This is a genomic window from Alteromonas sp. 14N.309.X.WAT.G.H12 (assembly GCF_036697315.1).
Taxonomy (GTDB): Bacteria; Pseudomonadota; Gammaproteobacteria; order Enterobacterales; family Alteromonadaceae; genus Alteromonas.
On the sequence record NZ_JBAHZB010000002.1, the window covers coordinates 167383 to 190186 of the forward strand.

Genomic DNA, 22804 nt, shown 5'->3' on the forward strand with positions numbered 1-22804 from the left:
TGTGATTTTCCATCACTTTTTACAAAACATCTATCGTAAAAACGCACTTCAATTTAGGGTGATCATCTTCCTCATCACCACCAATATTTGTGCCCTATTTATCAGCCATAATATTGATTCAAACGATAATTCGCTGTTTAGTGAAAAAGAGAGCTTACATAGCATTATATTTAATGGAAGTGCCATAGAAAAAAGCAAGCTTCTGTCTTTAATCTCTACCTTAGAAAGAGAACAAGACAGCATCATTTTAGCGAAAAAAAGCCTTATTAGCTTTACCATAAGCCGCCAGCACGTACTCAATGCCTTGTACTTTTCTAATGAAGCCTCGTTCAAACAAAATATCAATCCTTGTAAAACATCCAAGTGCATCTATTTTAGAAAAGATATCCACCGGAAATTAGCCAAAGAAGTGGATAAAAACCAGGTTATTACCATCGCCGAAAAAAAATATTACTTCAATGGTTCATTTGGAAATGACAGTGACGATAGCCTCCCAGAAGCGATAATCATTAGTGATTATTCTGCAATCGTTGAAGAGTCAGAAGTTGAATCCCTATCGATTATTGTAAAAGCAAAGCCAGATCTGTCCGTTAATCAGGATAAGTTAATAGAGAAAATAGGACAATTTATACCGACAGAAGACGTCGTGGTAACTGATGGCATCTACTATTCTTCGTTAGAATATAAATTCGATAGAAATGTCAGTCTGTTTGACAAAAGTATTCAACGTTTTTTTTACGGCTTATTGATTTTGGAGTGCTTGATCTTCTCATACATCGTTTATACGTCCTTTAGAAGAGACATAGGCATAATCGCTAAATTAGGATGGACAAACAAAACCCTGACGCAGTTTATCGCAACCGCATTCCTATTTGCGACCTCAAAACTCGTTAAATATAGCATTTTAGTAGGGCTACTATTCTATCTTGGCCTAAGCTTTTTAAGCTATAGATTTTCAATCAATCTTTTTGGCACAGGTGTTTATCCTTACCTTTATAAGCAACTCTTTTTCATTATTCCTTTTATTCTTATCGTTATTGCCGCCGTTTCTTTATTTAGCGCCGTCTTCTTTACATCATCAGTGACACAACACCGTGTTACGGTAAAAATTATCAATGAGCTTAAATTTGGCATCTACGTCACCTTGTCTGTGAGTATCGTAACCTTATTGCTTTTAAGTACATATAGCGCTTTACGTGAGTTTGATTTTCTCAAAGATAGGATTTTTAACGAGAATATAGAAAATATTGCCATTCTCGATTTAAACAACAACAGCTTCAATTTTGACAACACCGGCAATATCGTAGTTTCTAAGAGCGTCGCACCGATTACTAGCGCCTTGGATAAATTGGTGGAAAACCAGGCTATTGAAGATTATTCCATGTCTACCATGTTTCCCTACCTGACAAGGGATCTCCTTTCGCCTTTTATTTTAGATGGAAAGAAAATAGACGTAAGAATGAACGCCATATATGGCGATTATTTCAAAATACTCACCAATAGTGACAACTATGACAAGGTGGTAAAAAACAGCGACGAGCGCTTTGATGTCAATGCTTCACCCCAATTACAGCGGCTTATAAACCAGTCGACAACGCAAAAGCTCTACATGGAATACCTTACCCTCGATGAAGACAAAGGCACCACAAATCGACAAAAATATCTCATGCACATTAATGCCATTGAAGCTGAGTTTCCCTATGCGGGCCTGCTAGATGACACTGACTTGGTGGCTTACCAGAAGCTTAAGTCCATTTCCCAGTTAGAGTTTATTGCCATCAATACCACCGCCAACAATTTGAGCCTTGTGGTGGAAAAGATTAAATCCGTTCTACCACCCGAACTAAAAATAGCCAAAATCATCGATTATACTGACTTTAAAAATAAAGAAATTATTAACCAACTCTTCTATTTATTCTTCCTTTTCTTGCTGTCTGGGTTTCTTATTTTTCTTGCGGTGTTCGGCTGCTATGCGGCGGCGGAATCGACATTACACTTTTATAAATCGAATTTAAATACACTGCTAAGCATTGGTGCCTCTGAGAGCCAAACCTTGTGGTACTTAGTGGGGCGGGTAGCCTGGACTACCATTGCCTGTTTTGGCGCATCGATATTTATTGTATACCGATTAAATTTATGGCCGTCTTTTAAAGTCTATTGTTTTGTATTTATCCCGGTCGTCTCTGTCATTCTCATTTTTATTCTGTTTATGTTCTTACGTAAAATAAGGGTATTTTTAAACCATGGATGTAGTAATAGCGCCGCGCTCTAAACTAAGAACACGCATTTTAATCGCGGTTTTTGTTGTGGTTGTTTTGGCTTTCTTTTTCTTAAAGACAGATCGCATAGACGTACCTAAAAGCAAAGTTTTATCGCTGCAAACGAAGCCATCGAATAGTGTAGTGGTTGCTTCAGCGGTGCTTGAATCTGCGTCTTACAGAAGTGTGGCGGCCTCCTCGTCGGGCATTGTTAAAACCGTAGCGGTTAACAGCGGTTCTGCCATCGAGGAAGGACAAATTGCGGTGGAAATCGTCAACAGCGCTTTAGTGGATGATTATGACACCGCCTTATACGAATATGAAACAGAGCAAGTTAATTCGGAGATCCGAAAGTCAGAATTACATGAAGATATCATCGATTTAGACGGCAAAATAGGCATAGCACAACTTGAGCTTGAGGAAGCCGAGCTTAATCATCGGGCGTATATCGAGCTCATCGATACCGGCTCTTACTCAAAATTGACCTTTACGAAGTCTGAGTTTTTAGTCAAACGGTTAACCGCACAATTGGCATCATTGACTAACCTTAAAAAGGTGAAATCAGAGATCTACGAAAACCAAATAGACAACTTTAATAAGAAGCTTTCTTTAAAAAAACGGGCCCTTGATATAGTAAAAAGAAAAGTCGAAGCACTAAAAATAGTATCGCCGTTAACCGGCATTGTTTCAGAAGTGAATGTCAATGTAGGGGACAGCGTAACCAATGGCCAGTTTTTATTCGACATTAGCGACCCGCAAAATTTAAGCTTTTCTATCAGCATTCCCGAATTTTATTTTAACGCCATAGATGTAGGGAACCGAGTGCGCTTTTATAACCCTCAAACGGAAAAATCGATTAATCTTCGCATTTCAACGGTGAATAAAATAAGCGTAAACGGCCATTTTGTCGCTCGCGCACAACTGGCAGCGTCGAATAACGTAGACTCCCTCATTGGCAGTGAATGGACGGCTAAAATCCGCTCAAATAAACTGATCAATGCAGTAGAAGTGCCCCGGCTATCATGGTTTGACGGTGGGGACTTTATTAAACTCTATGTACTGGCTGATGACCACACTGCCACCGCGCAATTAACCGAATTTAAGGTGATTGAAGCAAAGCAAGACGCCTTAGTTTTAGCCACGGATACCCTTGGCCCATTAACCGTGGTGCTTATCTCTCCGGCACAAATGGACAGTAAAAGTCTCGTAAAACTGAATATAGGAGGATAAATGATAGCGTTTTCTGACGTCACCTTAGATTATGTTTCTGACACGGTAAAAACGACCCCCCTTAACGGGCTAAACCTCACTATTTCAGACGGTGATTTCATTGCCATTACCGGCCCTTCAGGAAGCGGTAAATCATCGTTTGTTAACGTGGCCGCCGGGCTATTACAGCCCACCTCAGGTTCGGTAACTTATAACGACACCGACTTATATGGCCTTTCACGGAAAAGCTTGGCGCTTACCCGGCTGTCTAACGTAGGCATTGTCTTTCAAGATTTTAGACTCATCGACCATTTGAATGTTTTAGATAATATTGTGCTGCCAACAAAGCTTTTACATGGCAAAGTCAGTGAAGAGAAAACCGAACATGCCAAAACGTTGGCCGAACAGTTAGGCATTAATCACCGGCTTTACCATTTCCCCAGCCAGTTATCAGGCGGCCAGCAACAGCGAGTCTCTATTGCCCGAGCGTTAATTAATAACCCAACACTGGTTATTGCCGATGAACCAACGGGTAATTTGGATCACAAAAACACCCTTGCCATCGGGGAGATCCTTAAAACCCTTAACACCCAAGGCACCACCATACTGCTGGTTACCCATGATGCTGAAATCGCCAGCATGGCCACAAGCACGTTCACGATTTTCGATGGAAAGTTGGAAAGGCGGTGAGGGTGTTTGTAATAGATAGCTAAGACTTAACGTATTATCTAAAGATAACCTTTTGAGTATATGACAAAATTAAAAAGTTCTCGGATTTACACTCTCAAAAAGAAATTATGTTTGAAAAATTTTAACCCGTATATTTTTATGCTCTTCCTGAGGATCATACATTGCTTAAGCACCCCCTAGGTAAAAAACTAATCAATTGGCATAGATATAAGCACAATTTTACCCTTGAGAACATGCCCCAAAACGTCAAATCCAAAATAGCTTTGGAGCAACTAGTTAGTACAATATTGCTACCAATTGAACAAGCGTTTAGTGCGCCGAGAATAACCTATGGTTTTACATCACATGAATTAAAAAACTATATCCAGAAACATTCTCCTAGGGGCACGTCACCTTCTATAGATCAACATTCTGCCTATGAGAAAAATAGTGTTGGTAAGCAGATATGTAGCAGAGGCGGTGCTGCTTGTGATTTTTTCGTAGAGAGTGTTCCAACATCAGATATCGTGCGCATTATTACTCAAAAGCTCAATTATGATCGTATCTACTACTATGGTAATAACAGGCCACTTCATGTCAGTATTCATTTAACTGAGCCGCTCAAGCACTTGCAGATTATGTGCGAAAGCGAAAATGGTAGGCGTTATCCAGGTAAAAAAGCATTTGGTGAGCAAGCAGTAGTATTGGCAGAGGGTTTATAATGGATGCAGCTTTATTTAAATCTTTGGTAGATAAATTAGATGTGGGAAAAAAGCTTCCTGATGCTATTTACATTCATGACAGCACATTACCGCAACTACCGGACAAGCTACGCAATGTAGTTTTAGCTATTGGTAAAGCCCTAAAGATCCCACGGGAACAGTGGAATTTAATAAAGCTATCTAGAAAGCAGTTTTCATTAAGTTTGCTGCATTACCCTACGTTCGGAGAAGAATCTTACCCCGCATTAAAACAAAGCGTAACGGTAGACCTTCAAAAGCTATCTCATAAAGTTACCGACTATTCTAACTACGATAACCCCCCGATTCTTCATCGCAAAGAAACCATGGTTTTGCCCGACCATCCGCAGTACGAAGAATTTAAACAAATTACCGAAGAAGGTGAGCAAGCAGGCCTTTACGCAAATTCGCGCCATATTGGCTTTAAAGCTTCGTGGGAAGCTCTGATAAATGCACACGGTTATGAGCTTGTAGACGGCCGCTTATTTCGCAATTCAGCGCTTCTGTTAGATAACGGCAACACAAAAATAGAGCGCGATAGAACAGCGATAGTCCGATACGAACTTTCGGCCCCAATGAAAATATTAGCAAAGCATGGCTTTCTAGAAGGCCAATACTCTATTTTTGACTATGGTTGCGGTAGAGGTGATGACCTTCGAGAGCTGGAAGCTCATGGGCTAGATGCACTTGGGTGGGACCCTAACTTTTTACCAGACGCAGATAAAATAAACGCCGACTTGGTTAACATTGGTTTTGTAATTAATGTAATTGAAGAAAGAAACGAGCGTATGGAAGCTATTCAAGGCGCATGGGCCCTTACCGATAAGCTTCTTGTTATCTCTGCAATGCTCGCAAACGAGAACTACCTGGCCAAGTTCACACCGTATAAAGACGGTATTATTACCAGCCGTAATACCTTCCAAAAGTATTTTACCCAAAGCGAACTCAAAATGTTCATTGAGCTAAGTCTAGACGAATCAGCTATTGCTGTAGCACCAGGTATATACTTCGTTTTTAAAGATAAGTACCTAGAGCAAGATTATCTTCAAAATAGGCATAAGCGAACCCGAAATTGGGAACAGAAGTCTAAGCCTATTGATATTAAAGAAGCTAATACACAACTGTTATTTACTAAGCATGCTGAGCTTTTTGAGGAATACTGGAAAACTTGCTTACTATTAGGGCGAGCCCCCGCGAAAGATGAATTTGGTAAGGCTGACAAATTAATAGAACTAGTTGGCACAATGAAGAAAGCATTTAGGCTGTGTCTAAACTATTATGGCAATGATGATCTTAATATTGCACAAAAGATGCGAACGGAAGACTTGCTAGTTTACTTCGCTGTAGGCCACTTTGGTAAAAGAAAACCCTACAAATACCAGCCAGAGCAAACAAAACGTGACATAAAAGCTTTTTTCGATACTAACAAGAATGCTCAAGCTTTAGCTAAGGAACTTCTCTTCCAAATAGCCGATGTAAACCAAATAGAGGCAGAGTGCTTAGAAGCCCACAAGACCTTGCCTAAAAGCGTATTGGCAGAAGAGTTTGAGAAACCGCATTCCCTAACCTTCCATAAACAATACCTAGACTTACTCTCGCCACTATTAAGAGTTTATGTAAGCTCAGCATTGCAGCTTTACGGTGAGCTAGAAGATATACAGTTGATTAAAATACATATAAATTCAGGTAAACTGACCTTACTAGGCTATGAGGATTTTGATGAGAGCAGCACCCCCAAATTAAAAGAAAGAGTTAAAATCAAAATGGCGGAACAAGACGTGGACTTTTTTGACTACATCGAGGAGCACGCCGATGCGTCCCTAAAGAATAATATGGATTTCATCAGTTAAAAACCGACCCAAAGTTCAAATCATCACTTACCTTAAAAAATGTATACTCCTAAGTTACGATCATTAAATTTTACGTAATAGCATTAAAGATATTTACTTCCACAAAATATTACGTAAAATTTTTACGTAACAATCAAGGAGGATAAACTTTGAATACTTTAGATAATGACTTCTGCTATTCCTTTCCAGCAGTTCGTGGCGTTCAAGCCGGAAGACCATTTTACATTGCAACCTGCCCTCTTCGTATCATACCAAAAATCTTCATTTACGATGAAGAAGAAGTTCCGCCAGAGTTACGTGCTCAGCGCACACTGAATAAAAGTCGAATTCCAGAGATGAGTAGATATTTGGTTGATAACCCAGATGACTATGTTTTTTCAGCACTCACTGCATCAGTAGGCAGCGAGGTTTCGTTTATAGAACAAGAAAACGCACCAAACATCGGCACACTTAAAGTCTCTATGAATACGAGCATTCTAATCAATGATGGACAACACCGTAGAGCTGCAATTGAAGAGGCGATAAAGCATAAGCCTGAGCTTGGTCAAGACAATATAGCAATTGTGTTTTACATCGATGAAGGGTTAAGCAGAAGCCAGCAAATGTTTGCTGACTTAAACCAGCATGCAATCCGCCCTTCCTCATCGCTTTCAACGCTTTACGACGATAGAGACCCTGGTGCGCGCGTAGCAAAATATCTTGCGAATAACGCCAAGCCATTTATTGGCTTTACCGAGATGGAAAAAGGAAGCATTCCAGTAAAGAGCAATAAAATTTTCGCGCTAAGTGCAATCAAACACGCAACCAGAGCGTTATTAGGAAAAGGCCCTAAAGACGATATTTCAGAAGATGAAAAGCAGTTCGCTTTGCAGTTTTGGAACTGTATTAATGATAATATGACCGAATGGCAATTAGTGCAGGATAAAAAGCTTGCTGTCGGAGAATTTCGTCAAGAATATTTGACAGCGCACGGTATCGCTCTTCAAGCCATTGCGATTGTTGGAAACCACCTATTAGACTTTGCTGAAAAAGAAAGAGTAGCAACGTTAGAAAAGCTTAACTCTGTTAACTGGCGAAAATCTAATCCAGAGTGGATTAAACGCGCAATGATGCACGGCAAGCTATCTAAGGCTAGCTCAAACATATTTCTTACAGCATTAGAAATTAAGCGCCAACTAGGGCTTGAGTTATCTCAAGATGACCTTCAAAAAGAAAAAGATTTATTAGATTCATGACATTAGCCAAGCAAGTCGATCTCGAAGACTATATTGAGTTCATCGAGCAGGAAGAGTTTTCTGGTCTCCCACTCAAAGACTATGTAGCCAACGTTCAGCGCGTTTATTTACAAGACACTAGGCCGTGGGTAATCGGCTACAGTGGGGGTAAAGACTCTTCAGCTGTAATGGTACTTGTTTACTTAGCGCTATTAGGCTTAAAACCTGAAGAACGCCATAAACATGTGTTTGTAGTTGCATCTGATACATTGGTTGAAACACCTATTGTCGTAAACCACGTAAATCGCTCACTTGAAGCGATTCAGCGAGGCGCGGCACGGGATAAATTACCCATCACTTCGCATAAGGTCGTTCCCAAAACGAACGAAACTTTTTGGTCGAACCTTCTAGGTAAAGGCTACCCCGCACCTACACGTAATTTCCGCTGGTGCACTGAGCGAATGAAGATAGACCCAGTAAGTACGTTTATCACCGACAAAGTAAATCAGTACGATGAAGTTATTGTGGTTCTCGGATCTAGGTCGCAAGAAAGTGCTTCACGTGCACAGGTTATAGCTAAACACAAAATTGATGGTTCAGACTTGGCGAAGCACACTACGCTATCAAATGCTTTCATTTACACGCCAATTGATATGTGGGCGGTAGATGATGTCTGGAAAATTCTTCGCTTTTGTCATCTAGAGCAGCAAGAAACTCCGTACGGCATGAAAAATAAATGGTACGACAAGTACGACCTTGAGTGGGAAACACCATGGGGTGGTAAAAACCTTGTTTTATGGAACCTTTATAAAGACTCTTCTGGTCAGGGCGAATGCCCTATGGTTATTGATGAGACGACCCCGTCTTGCGGTAATTCTCGCTTTGGATGTTGGACATGCACCGTTGTCACAAAAGACAGAGCCATGGAAAGCCTAGTGCAAAATGGTGAAACGTGGATGCTTCCTTTACTTAAGTACAGGAACATATTGTCACGTAGCACCTCTCCAAAGCTTAAAAAGAAATATCGCAGCCACATTCGAAGAGACGGTAGGTTAGCATTTAAAACTCTTCGAGAAGATGGAGAGAAGATCTTAACCGACGATTACACCACAGGCCCCTATAAGCTAAAGTATCGTAAAGTCGCCTTAAGGTTACTTTTGAATATTCAAAAGCAATTAGCAGATTCGGGTAGAGACGTAGAGCTAATCACCGTGCCTGAGTTACATGCGGTCCGTCATGAGTGGTTAAACGACCCTAATGAACCTGATTGGGACGATGATTTACCTATTATTTTCAACGAAGTCTTTGGTTACGACCTTGACTGGTCGGTTGATGATACTAACCAGTTTAGTAGAGAAGATGCTGCCCTAATAACCAAAATAGCGCCGGAATACGGTGTTTCACCTCAGCTAGTTAAAAAGCTTATCGATTTAGAAATTTCAATGTCTGGACTTTCCCGACGCACTGGTATTTATAAAAAAATAGGAAGGCTTATCCAGCAAGATTGGGAATCAGCCGAAGAAATCATCAAACAAAATAAAGACAGCAGGCAAAATCAAATTAATCAGTCGAAAGAAGTTCAAGACTATGAAGCAGAGTTGGCCGCCATCACAGCATCTTTGAATAAGGAGATGCAGTTATGATTTTTAGAAAGCTAACCATGAAAAACTTTAGAGTGTTCAAAGGTGAGCACTCTCTTGATTTGCAACCTAAAAAAGATGGCATGCTATCTAAACCAATCATTCTTTTCGGTGGTTTAAATGGTGCTGGCAAAACGTCCATTCTTACTGCCATACGCCTGCTTCTTTTGGGAAGACGCGCGCTTAGCTCTATTCCAAATAATAAAGAGTATGCAGATTACCTTTCCCAGCAGTTAAATAATAAAGCAAAGAAAGAAGACAACTCTGCAAAAGCATCGATTAGTCTAGAGTTTACACATACTCATCAAGGTAAACACGGCGTATTTACTATCACCCGTACTTGGGGCGTTGATGGTAAAGAAAAGATAAGTTTTGAACACGCAGGCGAAGATTCAAATTTAACCTCAGAACAAATTCAGTCAATTATTTCAGAAATGATCCCTCCAGGTATAGGAGATTTGTTCTTTTTTGACGGTGAGAAAATTGCAGAATTGGCTGAAGATGATACCGGCGTTTACCTTAAAGAGGCCGTTCAAAAGCTGCTGGGATTGGATATTATAGAAAGGCTGAATATTGATTTAGATATATATCTGAATAAAGAAAGTGAAGGTAAAGCATCAGCCTCTATCCAAAAAGAAATTACAGACCTTCAAAAACAAAAAGAGAGCTTTAAAGCAGAAGCAGACGCTTACAAAGAGCAAGCGAATGAGTTGTACCCGAAGATCACCAGCCTTCGCTTTGAAATGAGCCAAATCGAAAAAAGCATTCAAGAACGTGGTGGCGCTTTTGCTATTACTAGGGACGAAGAAAAGGGTAAACAAAAGTCGCTAGAACGTGAAATAGATACCATTAAAGGTAAAGTACTTCACGAACTAGATGGTGCATTTCCTTTATCATTAGCGCCAAAAGCCATAGACAGGCTGTTCCAACAACTTGCACGTGAGAAAGAACTTAAAGCAAAAAAATCTTTCAACGAGCAGTTTCTAGCACAAATTGAGAAGCTTGCATCTACATTGTCATCAGCTCTAGAATCGGATAAAACGCAGATTAATGAGCTACTTCAAAACTACGTTGAAACTGATGGGCGTATCTGTGCTGATGGCGCTATAAGTCTAGATATCTCTGACAGAGAATTCCATCAGCTTGAAAGCTTACGCGACGATGCAAATGAATCAAAAACTAGGCTGAGCAACACCCTTTCTGAATTAACTGCAGCTGAATCAGACTTAGACTCGCTAACACTTAGAATTCAAAGAGCGCCAGACGAAAAAGAATTAGTTGGTCTTTATGAGCGCTTACGAGAATTAGACAAAGCAGTAGCGAAAGAAAAAGACATATATAAGAACGTACTTCAAAAAGCACAAACGTCGATGGCTAAAGCGCTGGAACTAGCTAAAAGACTAGAAAAGCTGTTTAACCAGCAAAAAAATGAGAAGTCGTTACAAAAAGCGGTTGCACGAGTGAACTCAACACAAGGTGCATTGCAGGAGTTTTCTAAGCAGTTAACACAGCTAAGGGTTGCTCAACTTGAAGAGCTATTCGCTTTAGCTTATCGAAAGCTTGCTAGAAAAGAAGACTTGAAGCTAACAGCTAAAATAAATCCAGAAACTTTCGATGTAGCACTGGTCGACCTCGACGGATTGGAAGTTAATAGGAAGTCGCTTTCTGCTGGTGAAAAACAAATTTTTGCTTTCGCAATACTAGAAGCCCTTGGCAAATTATCAGGAAAAGTACTTCCTGTTGTTGTAGATACTCCACTTGGCAGGCTCGACTCTAAGCATAGAGACAAGTTAATAAAGCACTATTTCCCAAAAGCTGGCGAGCAAGTCATTCTCTTGTCTACAGATACAGAAGTTGATGCTGATTTCTATTCTATTTTACAGCCTGAAGTGTCGCATGCGTTTGAAATTAAATTTAACGAAGCCACGCGCTGCTCCTCAGTAGTCGAAGGTTACTTCTGGGAAACTCAAAAAGTGGAGATTGCCTAATGCTACCTAATAGAATGCAATTATCACGTACTGTAGAAGAGCAACTCAAAAAATTGAAAGGCTACACGGGGGTAACCCCTAATGTATCAGCGCGTATCGCTTTTTTCCGTTCGATAGAATCTGATTTTAGATATGACCCAGCAACGGACTACACTACTAACGGTAGCCTTACATTGGACAAAATTACTTGGTTAGGGCGCACCCAAGAAATAACAGAACTTTTGTTGAAGCATACCTACCCTGATTTAGAAGGTAAGCAGCTTCAACAAGCATGGGCGGCTCACGTTGAGCATGGTATCGCATCAATAAGAAATACAAAAAACCTAGTAGATATGCTAGTTGTGGTCGGGTAAAACTATTGCGCAATAGGTTGAGATCCCAAAAGCCTCATTTATGGAGAGATCATATGAGGCTTTTTTAATATTGGCTTTAAACAATAACCGCTTGTAAGTGTTGGATCAATTGATCTTTGAAACCAGTTCTACCCATTTTCCTCACATCCGACATTTCGTTTTCGACCTCGAATGTATTTAATACATATTCAAGCTCTTCAATTAACGTCGCTATCTCTGAATTTTCAAACCGATAAAGTAAAAACATAATATAAAAATACTTAATATTTACTCCTTTAAAATCAGATTTTTTGTACTCATCTTTTACACTTTCAAACTGGCGAACTATATCAGGGATTTGCTTAATATTTAACTCATCTACGAAAACCCTTTCATAATGTTCGTTAAATATTTTTTGCTTTTCACTAGTCGCTTTCTCTGGACTCCCCCCAATTGAGTATAGTATTTGTCCCAGGGTCTCCATGGATATTTTGGTACTATAGACCTTAGAAGCATTTAATCCTGTATCTCCAGTCTTTCTAGAATATACAATTTCGTTGTCGTCGAGAATTCGTTCAATTAATAGCTGCTCATGCCTCAATGATTTTAAGTCTGATGGTTGTACTTTATTTTGACTATTCGTGAATTCTGCAATATCGTTTATAAGTGATTTATCATCCTCCCTTACCATAAATATACGTACCAATACCTGTGCCTCCGAAAGCTCGCCATCAATGTTTGAACCATCATCCCGGTTAAATTTATGAATTGTGCGCAGTGTCTGTCCGCCGTTAAGAATTTGAAAATCTCCGATTTTCACTTTTGTACTGGTGCGGCCGTTAATTTCTTTCGTTGAAATGTCTTTTGCAACTATCGTTATTCCATTGTTGAAAAGAAAAAACTTGTTCGGTGAATCTGCAAGTGAAGCCGCTATATTAGGGTTAAATTTTGATTTAGTGACGAAACCACGGACATTGTCAAATAATACTCCGAAGTCTAAATCTACATCCTGTAATACTGTGTAGTCTTCAAGTTGCGCATTGAGTCTCAATTCCTCGTTCGAGCATGTAATTCTTATCAGTTCGCTACACGACATTCTTACAATAAAGTTTTTGTCAGTCGAATTTTGAGTTTCGCAATAAGTCATTATGGCGTCATTTAAAAGATTAACCTCTGCATTAATAGGATTCGGTCTTATACTAAATATTTGTTTTAATTTTGGGAGCGCAATGGGAACAAACCTTATATCGTATTGAGCAGAAAAATTTGATAAGTGAGCATCCTTTTTCAATTCTTCTCCGTCATTACTGATAAAATAGAAATCTATTGCCCATTCTTTCTTACTATTAAGAGCATCGATTATTTTCCTCGTAAATGAACGCAACTTCCCACTTATATTTTGTGTATTTTTCGATGCAACCAAATTAAAATATTTTGATGAAAGTAGCGCTTCGTTCATCCTCTGCATTTTAGTAGAAAAGTTTCCACGATACTTAAAACTGAAAAGCCTTATTATTTTCTCATCTTCATCAATATCGACTGCATCCACACCAAAATCATCTAACTTATCAGCCCCTAAAAAACTGTTAAACTCAGTGTCCGTTATTTTTTCACATAGTTCCGAGAAATCACTAATCCCTGTCAACTGCTCCAAGAGCAAGAAATAAAATCCAATCCTAGCTTTTTTTACGTTATCTAGGTCAGATATCTTAAAATTAATCTCCTTTGACGCCATCTCAAAGTAACTTAAGCATTTTGTTTCTAAATAATTAAAATCATTTAAAGATGCCATGTTTATTCCTTATTTTTTATTATTTCCCAGAAAGCTCTATCTTTTATTTTCGTTATTTTCTTATCACCATCTACATACAGGCTATGGTGCTTTTCTAGCTCACGTATCGACTTCATCAGATACTCTTGATCAGTCTTATCGTCTTTATTAAAGAGTGATTTGATATCTTGATTTCTTATTTGAGAAACGCGATGAACAATCCAGCTTAATATGTAAGCAGAGTAGTCGTTATCACCTGTCTTGAAGTGAGTAATATCTTGGGTAGACAGGATTACGCCAACGCCATACTCACGACCTTCTTTAAGAATCTTCCGTAAGCTAGGAAAATTTTGAGACATAAAGTTGTCTGCTTCATCCACTAGGATGAGCTTTGTGACTTGTCTGAAGTCGCCTTGGACTAACGGCTTTCCTTGCTTTTGCATTTGCGAATAGAAGAGATCGAGTGTTAACGCAACAACAAGGCTTTGAATTTCGCTTGGGTAACCTGCCAACTCAATTACCGTAATTCCGTCTATCAGTCCGTACAAACTAGTGCATTTACTGACATCGCTTTCGAATACTTCTAGCTCGTGAAGGCTTTCAAGTGCCGCATAAAGTGAATCTTCAGCTGGCTCGCTGTCCAAAAACAATGCCCACACATCTGCAATGGTTGGTGCTGGCTTATTCCATGTTGAGGGATCTGCTTTACTAATTCCCGCTAAATCGTATGCTTGAGAAATTAGTTGTCTTAATTTCAGCTGTTGCTTTTGCCCCAAATTAAAGGCTTTTCCCATTGTTTCTGAGAACCCGCGCGCAGTGTGCACCGGCAGCATTGGCGTAGAACCAAATAAACTCAGTGGATTGTAGGGGAGCCTAAACAAATTGTATTTTTTGCCGCTAGTCGCATTGATGAATTTATCATCTACATAATCCGATTTGTAATCGAAAATGAGGATACCTATAGGCTTGCCATCGACATTATTTTTTTGATTACGATGGATCTGGGTAACAACAGATTTCGTGCACTGAGTTTTACCTGTGCCCATTGTTCCAATAATGCCAGAGTTGGTATTCATGAATTTGGCAGTATTTGTTGGCTCCCAAAAAACTGGCTCTTGATTTTGTACTGAATGCCCAACTAGCACCTTCAAGGTTTCGCTAGATTCCACGTTATGTTCATCAGCTACATTTTCTTCTGGCTTTTCGGTGTACGGCTCAGCATTGGGGTTGTAGTCAGTTTTCTGCTCACCTACATTTACACAAGTATCTTCTTTTGACTGTATTTCGCCACCAACAAGTAGTGTAGAACCTCTTAAAATGTATTTACTAGCTATATGGCAAAGCTTTTCGGGCTGCTGTTCGAAAAGTTGTGATAACGGTGTTTTTATAAATGTAGAAAGGTTGCCTATTGGCAATTCTATTTTGAGTATATTTTCTTTCAACTCAAAAGCAGGCTCAAAAAAAGTGTCATTTTCGACATGCGATACTAGGAAGCCTTCAGGATAATTTGCTAAATCAGCAATAGCATACTTACCCTGTAGCCACCATTCACGACGAGAAAGCAATTCATCGAAGTAGTTATCGCTGTACAGGTTGTACAACTTGTACTTATCTATTTGCATCAGCAGCTGTCTTACAAATAATCCTCGATAAAGTTGAGCAGCTAAGCTGTCTCCTTTCAACACGTCTTCTTCAAGGTATCGCTTCAGCTCTTTGGCTTGTTGTACACCTTTGTTGTGTGTTTGCTTTTTACCTGTTTTTACTTCTAAAGGCAGTAACACCATTGAATCTTGCTTAAAGCCTACAAATAGAACGTCGTCTGAAATAGCGCCCTTAATGGTTCCCGCAATATTACGTTTTGAAAAGTCACTTTCTGACATTTTCAAGCCAATGTTACCTGCAACTCTCAACATCTCGGCAACTGAAAGTGGAACCCAAGTAATATCAGACTGATTAAGCAAGCAGTTTACAAACTTGTAAGCACCAATAATTCCGCGCTTTTCTTTACGCTCATTGTCGTTGGCGGTGATCATTTTGAGAAGCCACTCACCATTGAATGCGTTGAACTCTTCAATGATGCCGCCCTGATCACGCTCAAGGACTTTTTTGTATAAATCAGATTCTTCAGTAACGGTTATCGCATCATAATTTATTGAGTTGGTGTAGTTATCTGAATAATGAATTAGCACCACGTTTTTATCATTATCAAAGAAGTCCAGTGTCACTTTGGGGTCAATAATTGTCGTCCAAATTGAACTCGAATAGGCACATTGAAGAAGCTTTCTAAACTTACCGCTTACTACTAATGCTGTAGATTTAGAACGGGAATACTGCTCATCGGGCTTACGCGCGGGTTTTATAAGCCCATTTAAGCGTTCTGCAATTTGCAGGTGAGGCTTATCATCATATTCGATACCTTTAAGGCCAAAGGCGGTTGAATAACTGTCTTCCTCACTAGAAGATGCCTCGCCGGCTAATAAGCCTTCAGCAACAACACCGCTTAATTCTTCATTAACGTTGCGATCTCTAGACTGTACTTTGTCGTTATTCTTAAAAAAGGAAATATGGGCGTAATGATGAGGCTTAAAAGTACCGTCTTCTAACTTCTCGTTTTCGAACTTACTGTAAGTCAACCTTGTTCTAAGTAGGTCAATTACAGTATCGGCAATGTCCTTATCCCTTCCTTTGCTTAAGCCATATTCTGCTTTTATAACGTCGTAACTTGCAGTGTCTGAGAAACGATCAAACTCACAATACTCTATTTCATCATCATAAATATTTACGTGAATCTGGCAGACTTTATTTTTGTATTGCTTGATAAAGTCCACTAGGCCAAGAAAGACTTCCTTGTTTTGGCCATTGTTTATGGAATTGATTATTAACTTGGATCGTTCGCCATTTTCAAAAAGACTTGAAAACGCATCTCTGAACTCAGATACCTTATCTCTTACCAGTTTCTGTACATAACCGTAACTAGTTTCTTGATGAGGGACAATACGTAACCACATGCTATCGTCTGTCTCATACTGGCAATACCCGAACTCATTATTTGGGTCATAAATAAATGGCATTAACCCTTGAGCGTTCAATCTAGAAAGCGTGACTTTTGGCAACTGCTTAAAGCTATTGGTTTCGTCTTGTACCACCCTTTGCACAAGATACAGGTGGTAAGCTAGAACCATAGGATGATATGGCGTTATGTACTCAACACCGTTGAACTCTGCAAAACCGATATTAACTAACTGCTTTTGTGATTGACTTAGTAAAGTATCGTACTGAATGCTTCTTAGTGCTTCGTTGTAAGTGCGCACTACATGTTCAACAAGCTTTTGGTAAGTTTCACCCCACCCGCTCAAACTTGGCAATGTATTATTATTGGTCAGGTAGGTAAAATAGGTAGAATACGCTGACGACAGTTCAGGGTAACTTGCAGCAATATCTGCAACTGCCACATGCAAATTTTCAGATGCAGGGCAATACAAGCTATTGTTATCAAGAAGCTCTTGCTCCCACTGTAAAAGAGTTAAGCGCTTTCCTTTGGGTGCTATTTCATGGTTGTCGAGTTGGATCTTGCTCTTACGTTTATTAAATACCGCAAAATAGTCGTCACTAAACAGTTTATTAAAACGCTCTTGATTAAACATTAGCGGTAGTGATAGCGCATCAGTTGCTACGGATCCTTCGATACTGAGGCTTAGCCGTGTTTCTTTTCCTTTTACTACAAATTCAACATTGTCAGATTCTGACGCTATTTGTTCAAAATCAACTACACCTACGGTGCTGTTTTCAAACTCTTGCGCGTTTTCAGTGAGCGTTTCTTCCTTACCATGCTCGGCAATTTGAAGATTGTTTTCTTCGGTTTGAATAATAACTAGCTGGCGCTTGGGGTCTATGAGGAAGCTATTTTCTATTGAATTTAGATAAAACTCGTTTTCTTTAAGTACTAATACCTTAAAGTTGTGGTTTTCAGCGGATTTATCTCGTTTAACGCGGAACGTAAAAAAGGTAGCAGTATCATGATAAATGCCTGAAATAGTTATGCGGCTGCGCTTTCCACCCGCATTATCGGGGTTACTGAAATCAACACTTGGCTGGCTAGCGTTGAGAATTTTGCACTCTTTTTTCTCTACTTTTCCGCCAATGAAGCTGATTTCAAGCTCGAAGGTATTTCTACCCTCTGGCATCACGTAAATGATGTTCTTAGTGCGCCGCCCTGCTTTTGTATCTGCTTGCGTTCTTACTAGTAATTTACCCTCTGAAATAGACTCTCTTTCAAGCTCTAGAAGGTTTTCTTTATTCTTCTTTTGTTCTTGCAAGCATGCTTCTAACTCTAAATTGAACTTCCATGCTTCTGGGTCTTGCTCATCGAAATACTTTTTAACAAAAGACGGGCTAAAATCTTCTTCCCCAAGTTTTTCCTCCAAGCTTGTTGGAAAATGGTGCGTAATATAGTCGAGCTTTTCATACATTTGCTTGTTTTGCTCAAGCCTGTTCGCAATCTGATTTGGAGAGTCCCAACCTTTTAGAAGAGGGTCGTTTAGCAGAGCTATTTCATGGAAACTGATTTCACCATCATCAACAAGAGCATTAAAGAGCTCTTCAAACCCAAACATCGTTGCACCATCATCAACAATTTGCTCAAATCGATGACTTAGTAAACATTGAGTAACGAGCTTATTATCGTTTAACGGGTCGATTTCCCCTTCTAATGCTTCTTTAATTTTTAGCGGGTGCCAAACCCAGCCTGGCTGTGCGATGTTCTCTGCTGAATTTATCAATGTATCAAGCATTGAGTTATGGATAATTAGAAGGCAGGAGTCTTTCACTTCACTTTGCTGGGAAGCGACTACATCTCGAATATGAGAAATAAAGTTTTCGTTACAGCCGTCGCCTTTTTCTTCACTGTGTAAGACAATTAAAAGCTTATATTCCCCAACTTGAATAAAGGGAATCTCAACTTGCCTGATAGTAATGAAACCTGCTTTTCTGGCGCAAAGCGCGTCAAATAGTTTTTTACTGTTGCCCTTATCTGGTGACTGGAATTGGTAACGATAACCTTTGTAGAAATGCTCAGCGCCCCAGTTTATAAGCTTTTCAGCTAAAAAATCCTCAAACTGTTTTTCTGACATAAACTGCATCTCCACTGTCACTCATTCTCTCTACGTTACCTATGCGCTCATAAAATTCTACAAGCACTTTTTGTGTTTGCTTATCAAAAAAGATACCTCTAGCTTCAAACTCTTTAAGTAACTCATGAAGTCGTAGGCGATCCCTCTTCCCAATGCCTATATTGGTCAAAAGCAATATATAATCTTGATTAAATACTAAAACTCGGCCCGCTCTTCCTCGGCTCTGAACAAAGTGGCCACATAGCTCTGACTCAATGGCTTTGCAGAAATTAACATTTACGTCGTGGCGTGTTTCACTCCTGCCAAATTGCGCATAGAAAAGCGTAAGCAGGTTATCGACGGCATCTGCTACGCTACTTGCTTCATTTATTTCAGTCCCCAGTTGTCGCTCTTCTTTGAAATCAATTGCATAAGCATTTAGTGCATCTAGTGTTACTTGCGTATCCTGAAGACTAGTAATAGACCATAGTGGCTGTTTAATAGCTGCACCGTCTTGAAGGCTCTCATTCATTGCCAAGTATGGGAAAACTTTATCGAAATTTTTAGCTAACTGACGATAGCCGTAACTTTTTACATAGCTGCGCTCATCTGAAGCTTTTTCGGTATCGAGAATGAAATAGCATGGTTTTGCTGTAGGTACGCCTGCCCTCCACTCACTCAGATTAAGTGTGATCTGCGCGGTATAAAGAAAAGCGTAAAGCTTTAAAAAGTCCGTTATGTTTTCTATAAAGTACTTTGGCTTCGATGCAATGAAATCTAAGTCTTCAATAAATAAATCTCTTAGAAAAGGGAGGTAAGGCGCTTCTGTTGCCGCTTTGGAAACGGTTCCAGTTTTTGACCCTGGGACTGTAAAACTATTGAACGTCTCAACGATTTCTTTCTCTAGAAAATTCAGGCTTAAACTGGGCGATTTTTGCAAATGATGGTCCTGCAATAAGTTCAAGAATAAATCGCCTAACCTTTTATTTGCTGAACTACCTTTAATGTCTTGTGCTTTGAATAATAAAAGCTCAGGACTAATTTTATATAGTTCATCGCCACTGAAATACATTTTCTCAAGGTGTTGCCAGAACTTTGGTTCGTCCAGTTTTGATTCGAAGCGCTCTTTGCACTTTAATTTGAATTGCTCAAATTGGTTGTTCGCAACACTCTTTCGATAAGCGTACTTTACGAAATGACCAAGTACTATGTCCCAATCAAAAATTCCTTTCCTATCCTTTGTATTGATTGGAAAAAAAGACGTCAGTTTGTTGTTTTGAGGTTTTAGCTCTGCTTTGAGTTTGAACATATCTTTAAACCCCACTTACTTCTATTTCATCATCGTCATAACGTAGGCTCATTGTTAAGCCGTCTTTAACTATGGTGAGCTTATCTTTGCTCGATGCGATGTCAGCTATGTGGTCAGCAAAGTCATCTAGAATAACGATTGTATTTTTGTCGTGTTTGTTTGGCCTATACCCGCCGATAATTCTATTCATCATATTAAGAAGGTTGATATTAACTTGCATTGAAACACTTTTACCTTCAACGGATATATGCGCTACAAAGTAAGATGTACTTGTTGGCGGTGCATGTTGAATTGCATCGAAATCTGGCTCCATATCGACATCTGTCATAATTTGGTAGCCATTATGTGATGAGATAAGAAACTTGCCTTTAGCTATCGATTTAGCGTTTCTGTTGATATAAGTGTGGATTGCAGAGAATATCGTCTCTTTGTAAAAGGCTTTTAGCTCTTTCTTTTCTTGTTTATCACCTACATAGCGGGTGTGTAAATTCCACAATTTGGCGTACTTATCTAATAGAGGTTCTTCAAAATCTTTAATAAAGTCTTTGTGATAGTTGTTAGCAAGGTCTGCTTCCCCAAGAAGATAGAATAGCCTTAGATATGAGTGAGAATTCTTAGATTGGCGAATCCCAAATTCAGAGGACAGGTAAGAAGTAAATTGTTCGAAACGATTATCGAACAAACCCAAACTAGTACTTAAAAGAAACTTATCTACGTTTTCGGTTCTAACATTCGCAGGGTCAAAATCTACTATTTTGGATGAGATTTCGTTATCAGAGGCATTGAACATATTATCAAACAGATCCCCCTCTGGTGATAACAATGTGTGAACAAAGTCCAACAGCGTTCTAGCAGTAAGAAACTGATCTTTAATCAGTCGGGCTTTAAAGAGTACATCAATAATTCGATCTTGAACGTGTGGAATCGAAAGTAACTGGTAATTAGTGCAAAGAACCTTGTTGCCGTCATGACTCGCTTGTTCTTTATCAAAGTACTGCCGTACAATATTGTCTTCATGCTTAGTAATGCGTTGCAAAATTGCTTTAACAAAGTCAGAAGAGTGACCAGCACTGGTTAAAATAAACTTTGGATAGTCCTCAAAGTTTAAAAACACATACTCTGAAGTTGACTCTTTCGAGTTTAAGTAACTAGCGATTGCGGCGCGTACATTGTCATTGTTACCTTCTTCGACATAATTCCCCATCATGCCTACATTGATACCAACTACTAACGCTTTCTCGTTATTTTCATAGTCATTAAAAACTTTATCGAGGGTTGATATTGCAGACTCATCAGGTTCAAAGCTATGCGTTGCATCTAGATGAAAGGTAGCTTTGTGAGAAAACTTTGATGCATATTGAGTCAAGATTTCAGACTTACCATCCCCACTACTACCGCAAAGAAAAATAATTTTTTTATTGCACGCAGATAATGAAGTAAGGTACTTTTCGAAGTCTTTTTGAATATCTGTTTCGATATAAAGATATTTCTTTACTTCATCAAGCTCAGCTGAAATGGCGTCTTTTCGTTCAGTAGAAACTGCATAAGGGGAAGATTTGGACAATACGCTTAATACATCGTGGAAACGCATTCTACATCCTTATAGTTAGCCTTTTATTTAACAAAATAACATCTGTTTGTTCATTCTGACAACAAAGATTTCCTGAAATATAGTTTAGCCTACTAAGTATAGTTCTCTGTTCAGTATACAATTTTTCCAGAACAGCCTGCATAAGTTGTAAACCTAAGGACATTTAAAGCCTCTTAATGTACTAGCTAAATTATGCTTTGCTTCTCCGTAATCACAACGCTGGCTCCCATCACAAAAAAGCCCTTAAAAAAGGGCTTTGTTTATTCTGTTTGCGAACTCATGCCAAAAGCGATGCTTGGCGCTAAAAATCATACTCTTTAAGATTCTCCAAAGTCATTGCATACGCGGCGATGCCGGTGTCATTACTGGTGGTTTCAATGTTAATGGTGCCTTCAAACCAAAACGCCATGTCGAGCCGTTCTAAATCCACGCCCTGCTCAAAGGTAACATGAATCATTTGATTGGGTGGAGGCGGAGGCATATGTAAACAGGCACCGAAGTAAGGCACAATGAAAAATTCCACCACTTGCTGCTCGTCATTGGCATCAAGGGGCACAATAAAGCCTGGAATACGCACTTTTTTCTGATCAAAATCGTCAATGACGCGGGTAGAGGTTAAGGCCTGCTGAAAACGCTGGGCGTTATCGCTTTTCCCTTCCATTTCCGATAGCGCAGCAACAGAATCTTGCTCACTGCCGTCTTTAATTTCGCCTAAAAATTCCGGTGGTTCAAGCAAGGCTTCAAGATCACTTTCTGGCATTAACGCCACCCATTCAACTTCTTCATAAGTGGGGTCACTCGCTGCTTGGGCAAAACTGGTTAGAAGAAAAAGCAATGACAACACGCCATACCCATAACAACGACTTGCAGCTATATTTATGTTCAATTTTAATACCACGCTTAAATAGAAGTTCGCATAAATGAAAGACTTAAATACCACAGTCTAAAAGTTATACTACTGTATAATACCCATGAAGTGTAGGGCGCGTAGGCGCTACCTCATTGCCTACTCCCCCACATCGATACCGCGCCCCCTAACGGCTATCAAAGCCTCGGCCAGCTGCCACAAAGAGAATAGCCCTTGACCATAACGCCGCCTGTTTGCTAGGTTAGAAATTAACCGTT

The 22804-nt window shown here is 39.5% G+C and carries 14 protein-coding genes; 9 read left to right on the top strand and 5 right to left on the bottom strand.

Features of this window, described 5'->3' with window-relative positions; genetic code table 11:
* Position 1 precedes the first annotated feature (1 nt).
* The 9 genes from V5298_RS02170 to dndE all read left to right on the top strand — a co-directional run bounded on the left by V5298_RS02170 (position 2) and on the right by dndE (position 11921).
* The gene (locus V5298_RS02170) at positions 2-2272 is read left to right on the top strand and encodes a hypothetical protein (RefSeq protein ID WP_332929824.1); all 2271 of its coding nucleotides are present in this window, start codon (positions 2-4) and stop codon (positions 2270-2272) included.
* The gene (locus V5298_RS02175) at positions 2244-3488 is read left to right on the top strand and encodes an efflux RND transporter periplasmic adaptor subunit (protein WP_332929825.1); all 1245 of its coding nucleotides are present in this window, start codon (positions 2244-2246) and stop codon (positions 3486-3488) included. The genes V5298_RS02170 and V5298_RS02175 overlap by 29 nt, the downstream gene beginning before the upstream one ends.
* On the top strand, positions 3489-4157 hold the full coding sequence (locus V5298_RS02180) for an ABC transporter ATP-binding protein (RefSeq protein ID WP_332929826.1): 669 nt from the start codon (positions 3489-3491) through the stop codon (positions 4155-4157). It abuts the gene before it with no gap.
* Between the two features lie 161 nt (positions 4158-4318).
* Positions 4319-4858 (top strand): hypothetical protein, encoded by a 540-nt coding sequence (locus V5298_RS02185; RefSeq protein WP_332929827.1) that lies wholly within the window; start codon positions 4319-4321, stop codon positions 4856-4858.
* Positions 4858-6726 carry a DNA phosphorothioation-associated putative methyltransferase gene (locus V5298_RS02190; RefSeq protein ID WP_332929828.1) on the top strand — a complete coding sequence of 623 codons (1869 nt, stop codon included), beginning with the start codon at positions 4858-4860 and terminating at the stop codon, positions 6724-6726. The genes V5298_RS02185 and V5298_RS02190 overlap by 1 nt, the downstream gene beginning before the upstream one ends.
* A gap of 149 nt (positions 6727-6875) precedes the next feature.
* Positions 6876-7961, top strand: coding sequence for a DNA sulfur modification protein DndB (gene dndB, locus V5298_RS02195; protein ID WP_332929829.1), 1086 nt, complete (start codon positions 6876-6878; stop codon positions 7959-7961).
* Positions 7958-9583: a DNA phosphorothioation system sulfurtransferase DndC gene (locus tag V5298_RS02200; RefSeq protein WP_332929830.1), complete on the top strand. Its 1626-nt coding sequence runs from the start codon at positions 7958-7960 to the stop codon at positions 9581-9583. The genes dndB and V5298_RS02200 overlap by 4 nt, the downstream gene beginning before the upstream one ends.
* Positions 9580-11568, top strand: coding sequence for a DNA sulfur modification protein DndD (dndD, locus tag V5298_RS02205; RefSeq protein ID WP_332929831.1), 1989 nt, complete (start codon positions 9580-9582; stop codon positions 11566-11568). The genes V5298_RS02200 and dndD overlap by 4 nt, the downstream gene beginning before the upstream one ends.
* Positions 11568-11921 (top strand): DNA sulfur modification protein DndE, encoded by a 354-nt coding sequence (dndE, locus tag V5298_RS02210; protein WP_332929832.1) that lies wholly within the window; start codon positions 11568-11570, stop codon positions 11919-11921. Before dndD ends, dndE begins: the two co-directional genes overlap by 1 nt.
* Positions 11922-11997: 76 nt before the next feature.
* Here dndE and V5298_RS02215 read toward each other — a convergent pair whose 3' ends face one another.
* From V5298_RS02215 to V5298_RS02235, 5 genes are all read right to left on the bottom strand, one after another.
* Complete coding sequence (locus V5298_RS02215; RefSeq protein WP_332929833.1) at positions 11998-13692, bottom strand: AIPR family protein; 1695 nt, start codon at positions 13690-13692, stop codon at positions 11998-12000.
* 2 nt (positions 13693-13694) lie between these two features.
* Positions 13695-18800, bottom strand: coding sequence for a DNA phosphorothioation-dependent restriction protein DptH (gene dptH, locus V5298_RS02220; RefSeq protein ID WP_332929834.1), 5106 nt, complete (start codon positions 18798-18800; stop codon positions 13695-13697).
* Positions 18781-20088 carry a DNA phosphorothioation-dependent restriction protein DptG gene (gene dptG, locus V5298_RS02225; protein WP_332929835.1) on the bottom strand — a complete coding sequence of 436 codons (1308 nt, stop codon included), beginning with the start codon at positions 20086-20088 and terminating at the stop codon, positions 18781-18783. Before dptG ends, dptH begins: the two co-directional genes overlap by 20 nt.
* A 4-nt stretch (positions 20089-20092) precedes the next feature.
* Entirely contained in the window at positions 20093-21679 is a 1587-nt protein-coding gene (gene dptF / locus V5298_RS02230; protein ID WP_332929836.1) for a DNA phosphorothioation-dependent restriction protein DptF, read from the bottom strand.
* Positions 21680-21980: 301 nt separating this feature from the next.
* The gene (locus V5298_RS02235) at positions 21981-22565 is read right to left on the bottom strand and encodes a DUF3299 domain-containing protein (protein ID WP_332929837.1); all 585 of its coding nucleotides are present in this window, start codon (positions 22563-22565) and stop codon (positions 21981-21983) included.
* Positions 22566-22804 lie beyond the last annotated feature (239 nt).

Coding starts and splice junctions, on each gene's coding strand:
- dptF (WP_332929836.1), bottom strand. CDS start 21,679: ATGCGTTTCCACGATGTATTAAGCGTATTGTCCAAATCTTCCCCTTAT.
- dptG (WP_332929835.1), bottom strand. CDS start 20,088: ATGTTCAAACTCAAAGCAGAGCTAAAACCTCAAAACAACAAACTGACG.
- V5298_RS02215 (WP_332929833.1), bottom strand. CDS start 13,692: ATGGCATCTTTAAATGATTTTAATTATTTAGAAACAAAATGCTTAAGT.
- V5298_RS02200 (WP_332929830.1), top strand. CDS start 7,958: ATGACATTAGCCAAGCAAGTCGATCTCGAAGACTATATTGAGTTCATC.
- dptH (WP_332929834.1), bottom strand. CDS start 18,800: ATGTCAGAAAAACAGTTTGAGGATTTTTTAGCTGAAAAGCTTATAAAC.
- V5298_RS02175 (WP_332929825.1), top strand. CDS start 2,244: ATGGATGTAGTAATAGCGCCGCGCTCTAAACTAAGAACACGCATTTTA.
- V5298_RS02180 (WP_332929826.1), top strand. CDS start 3,489: ATGATAGCGTTTTCTGACGTCACCTTAGATTATGTTTCTGACACGGTA.
- V5298_RS02190 (WP_332929828.1), top strand. CDS start 4,858: ATGGATGCAGCTTTATTTAAATCTTTGGTAGATAAATTAGATGTGGGA.
- dndE (WP_332929832.1), top strand. CDS start 11,568: ATGCTACCTAATAGAATGCAATTATCACGTACTGTAGAAGAGCAACTC.
- dndD (WP_332929831.1), top strand. CDS start 9,580: ATGATTTTTAGAAAGCTAACCATGAAAAACTTTAGAGTGTTCAAAGGT.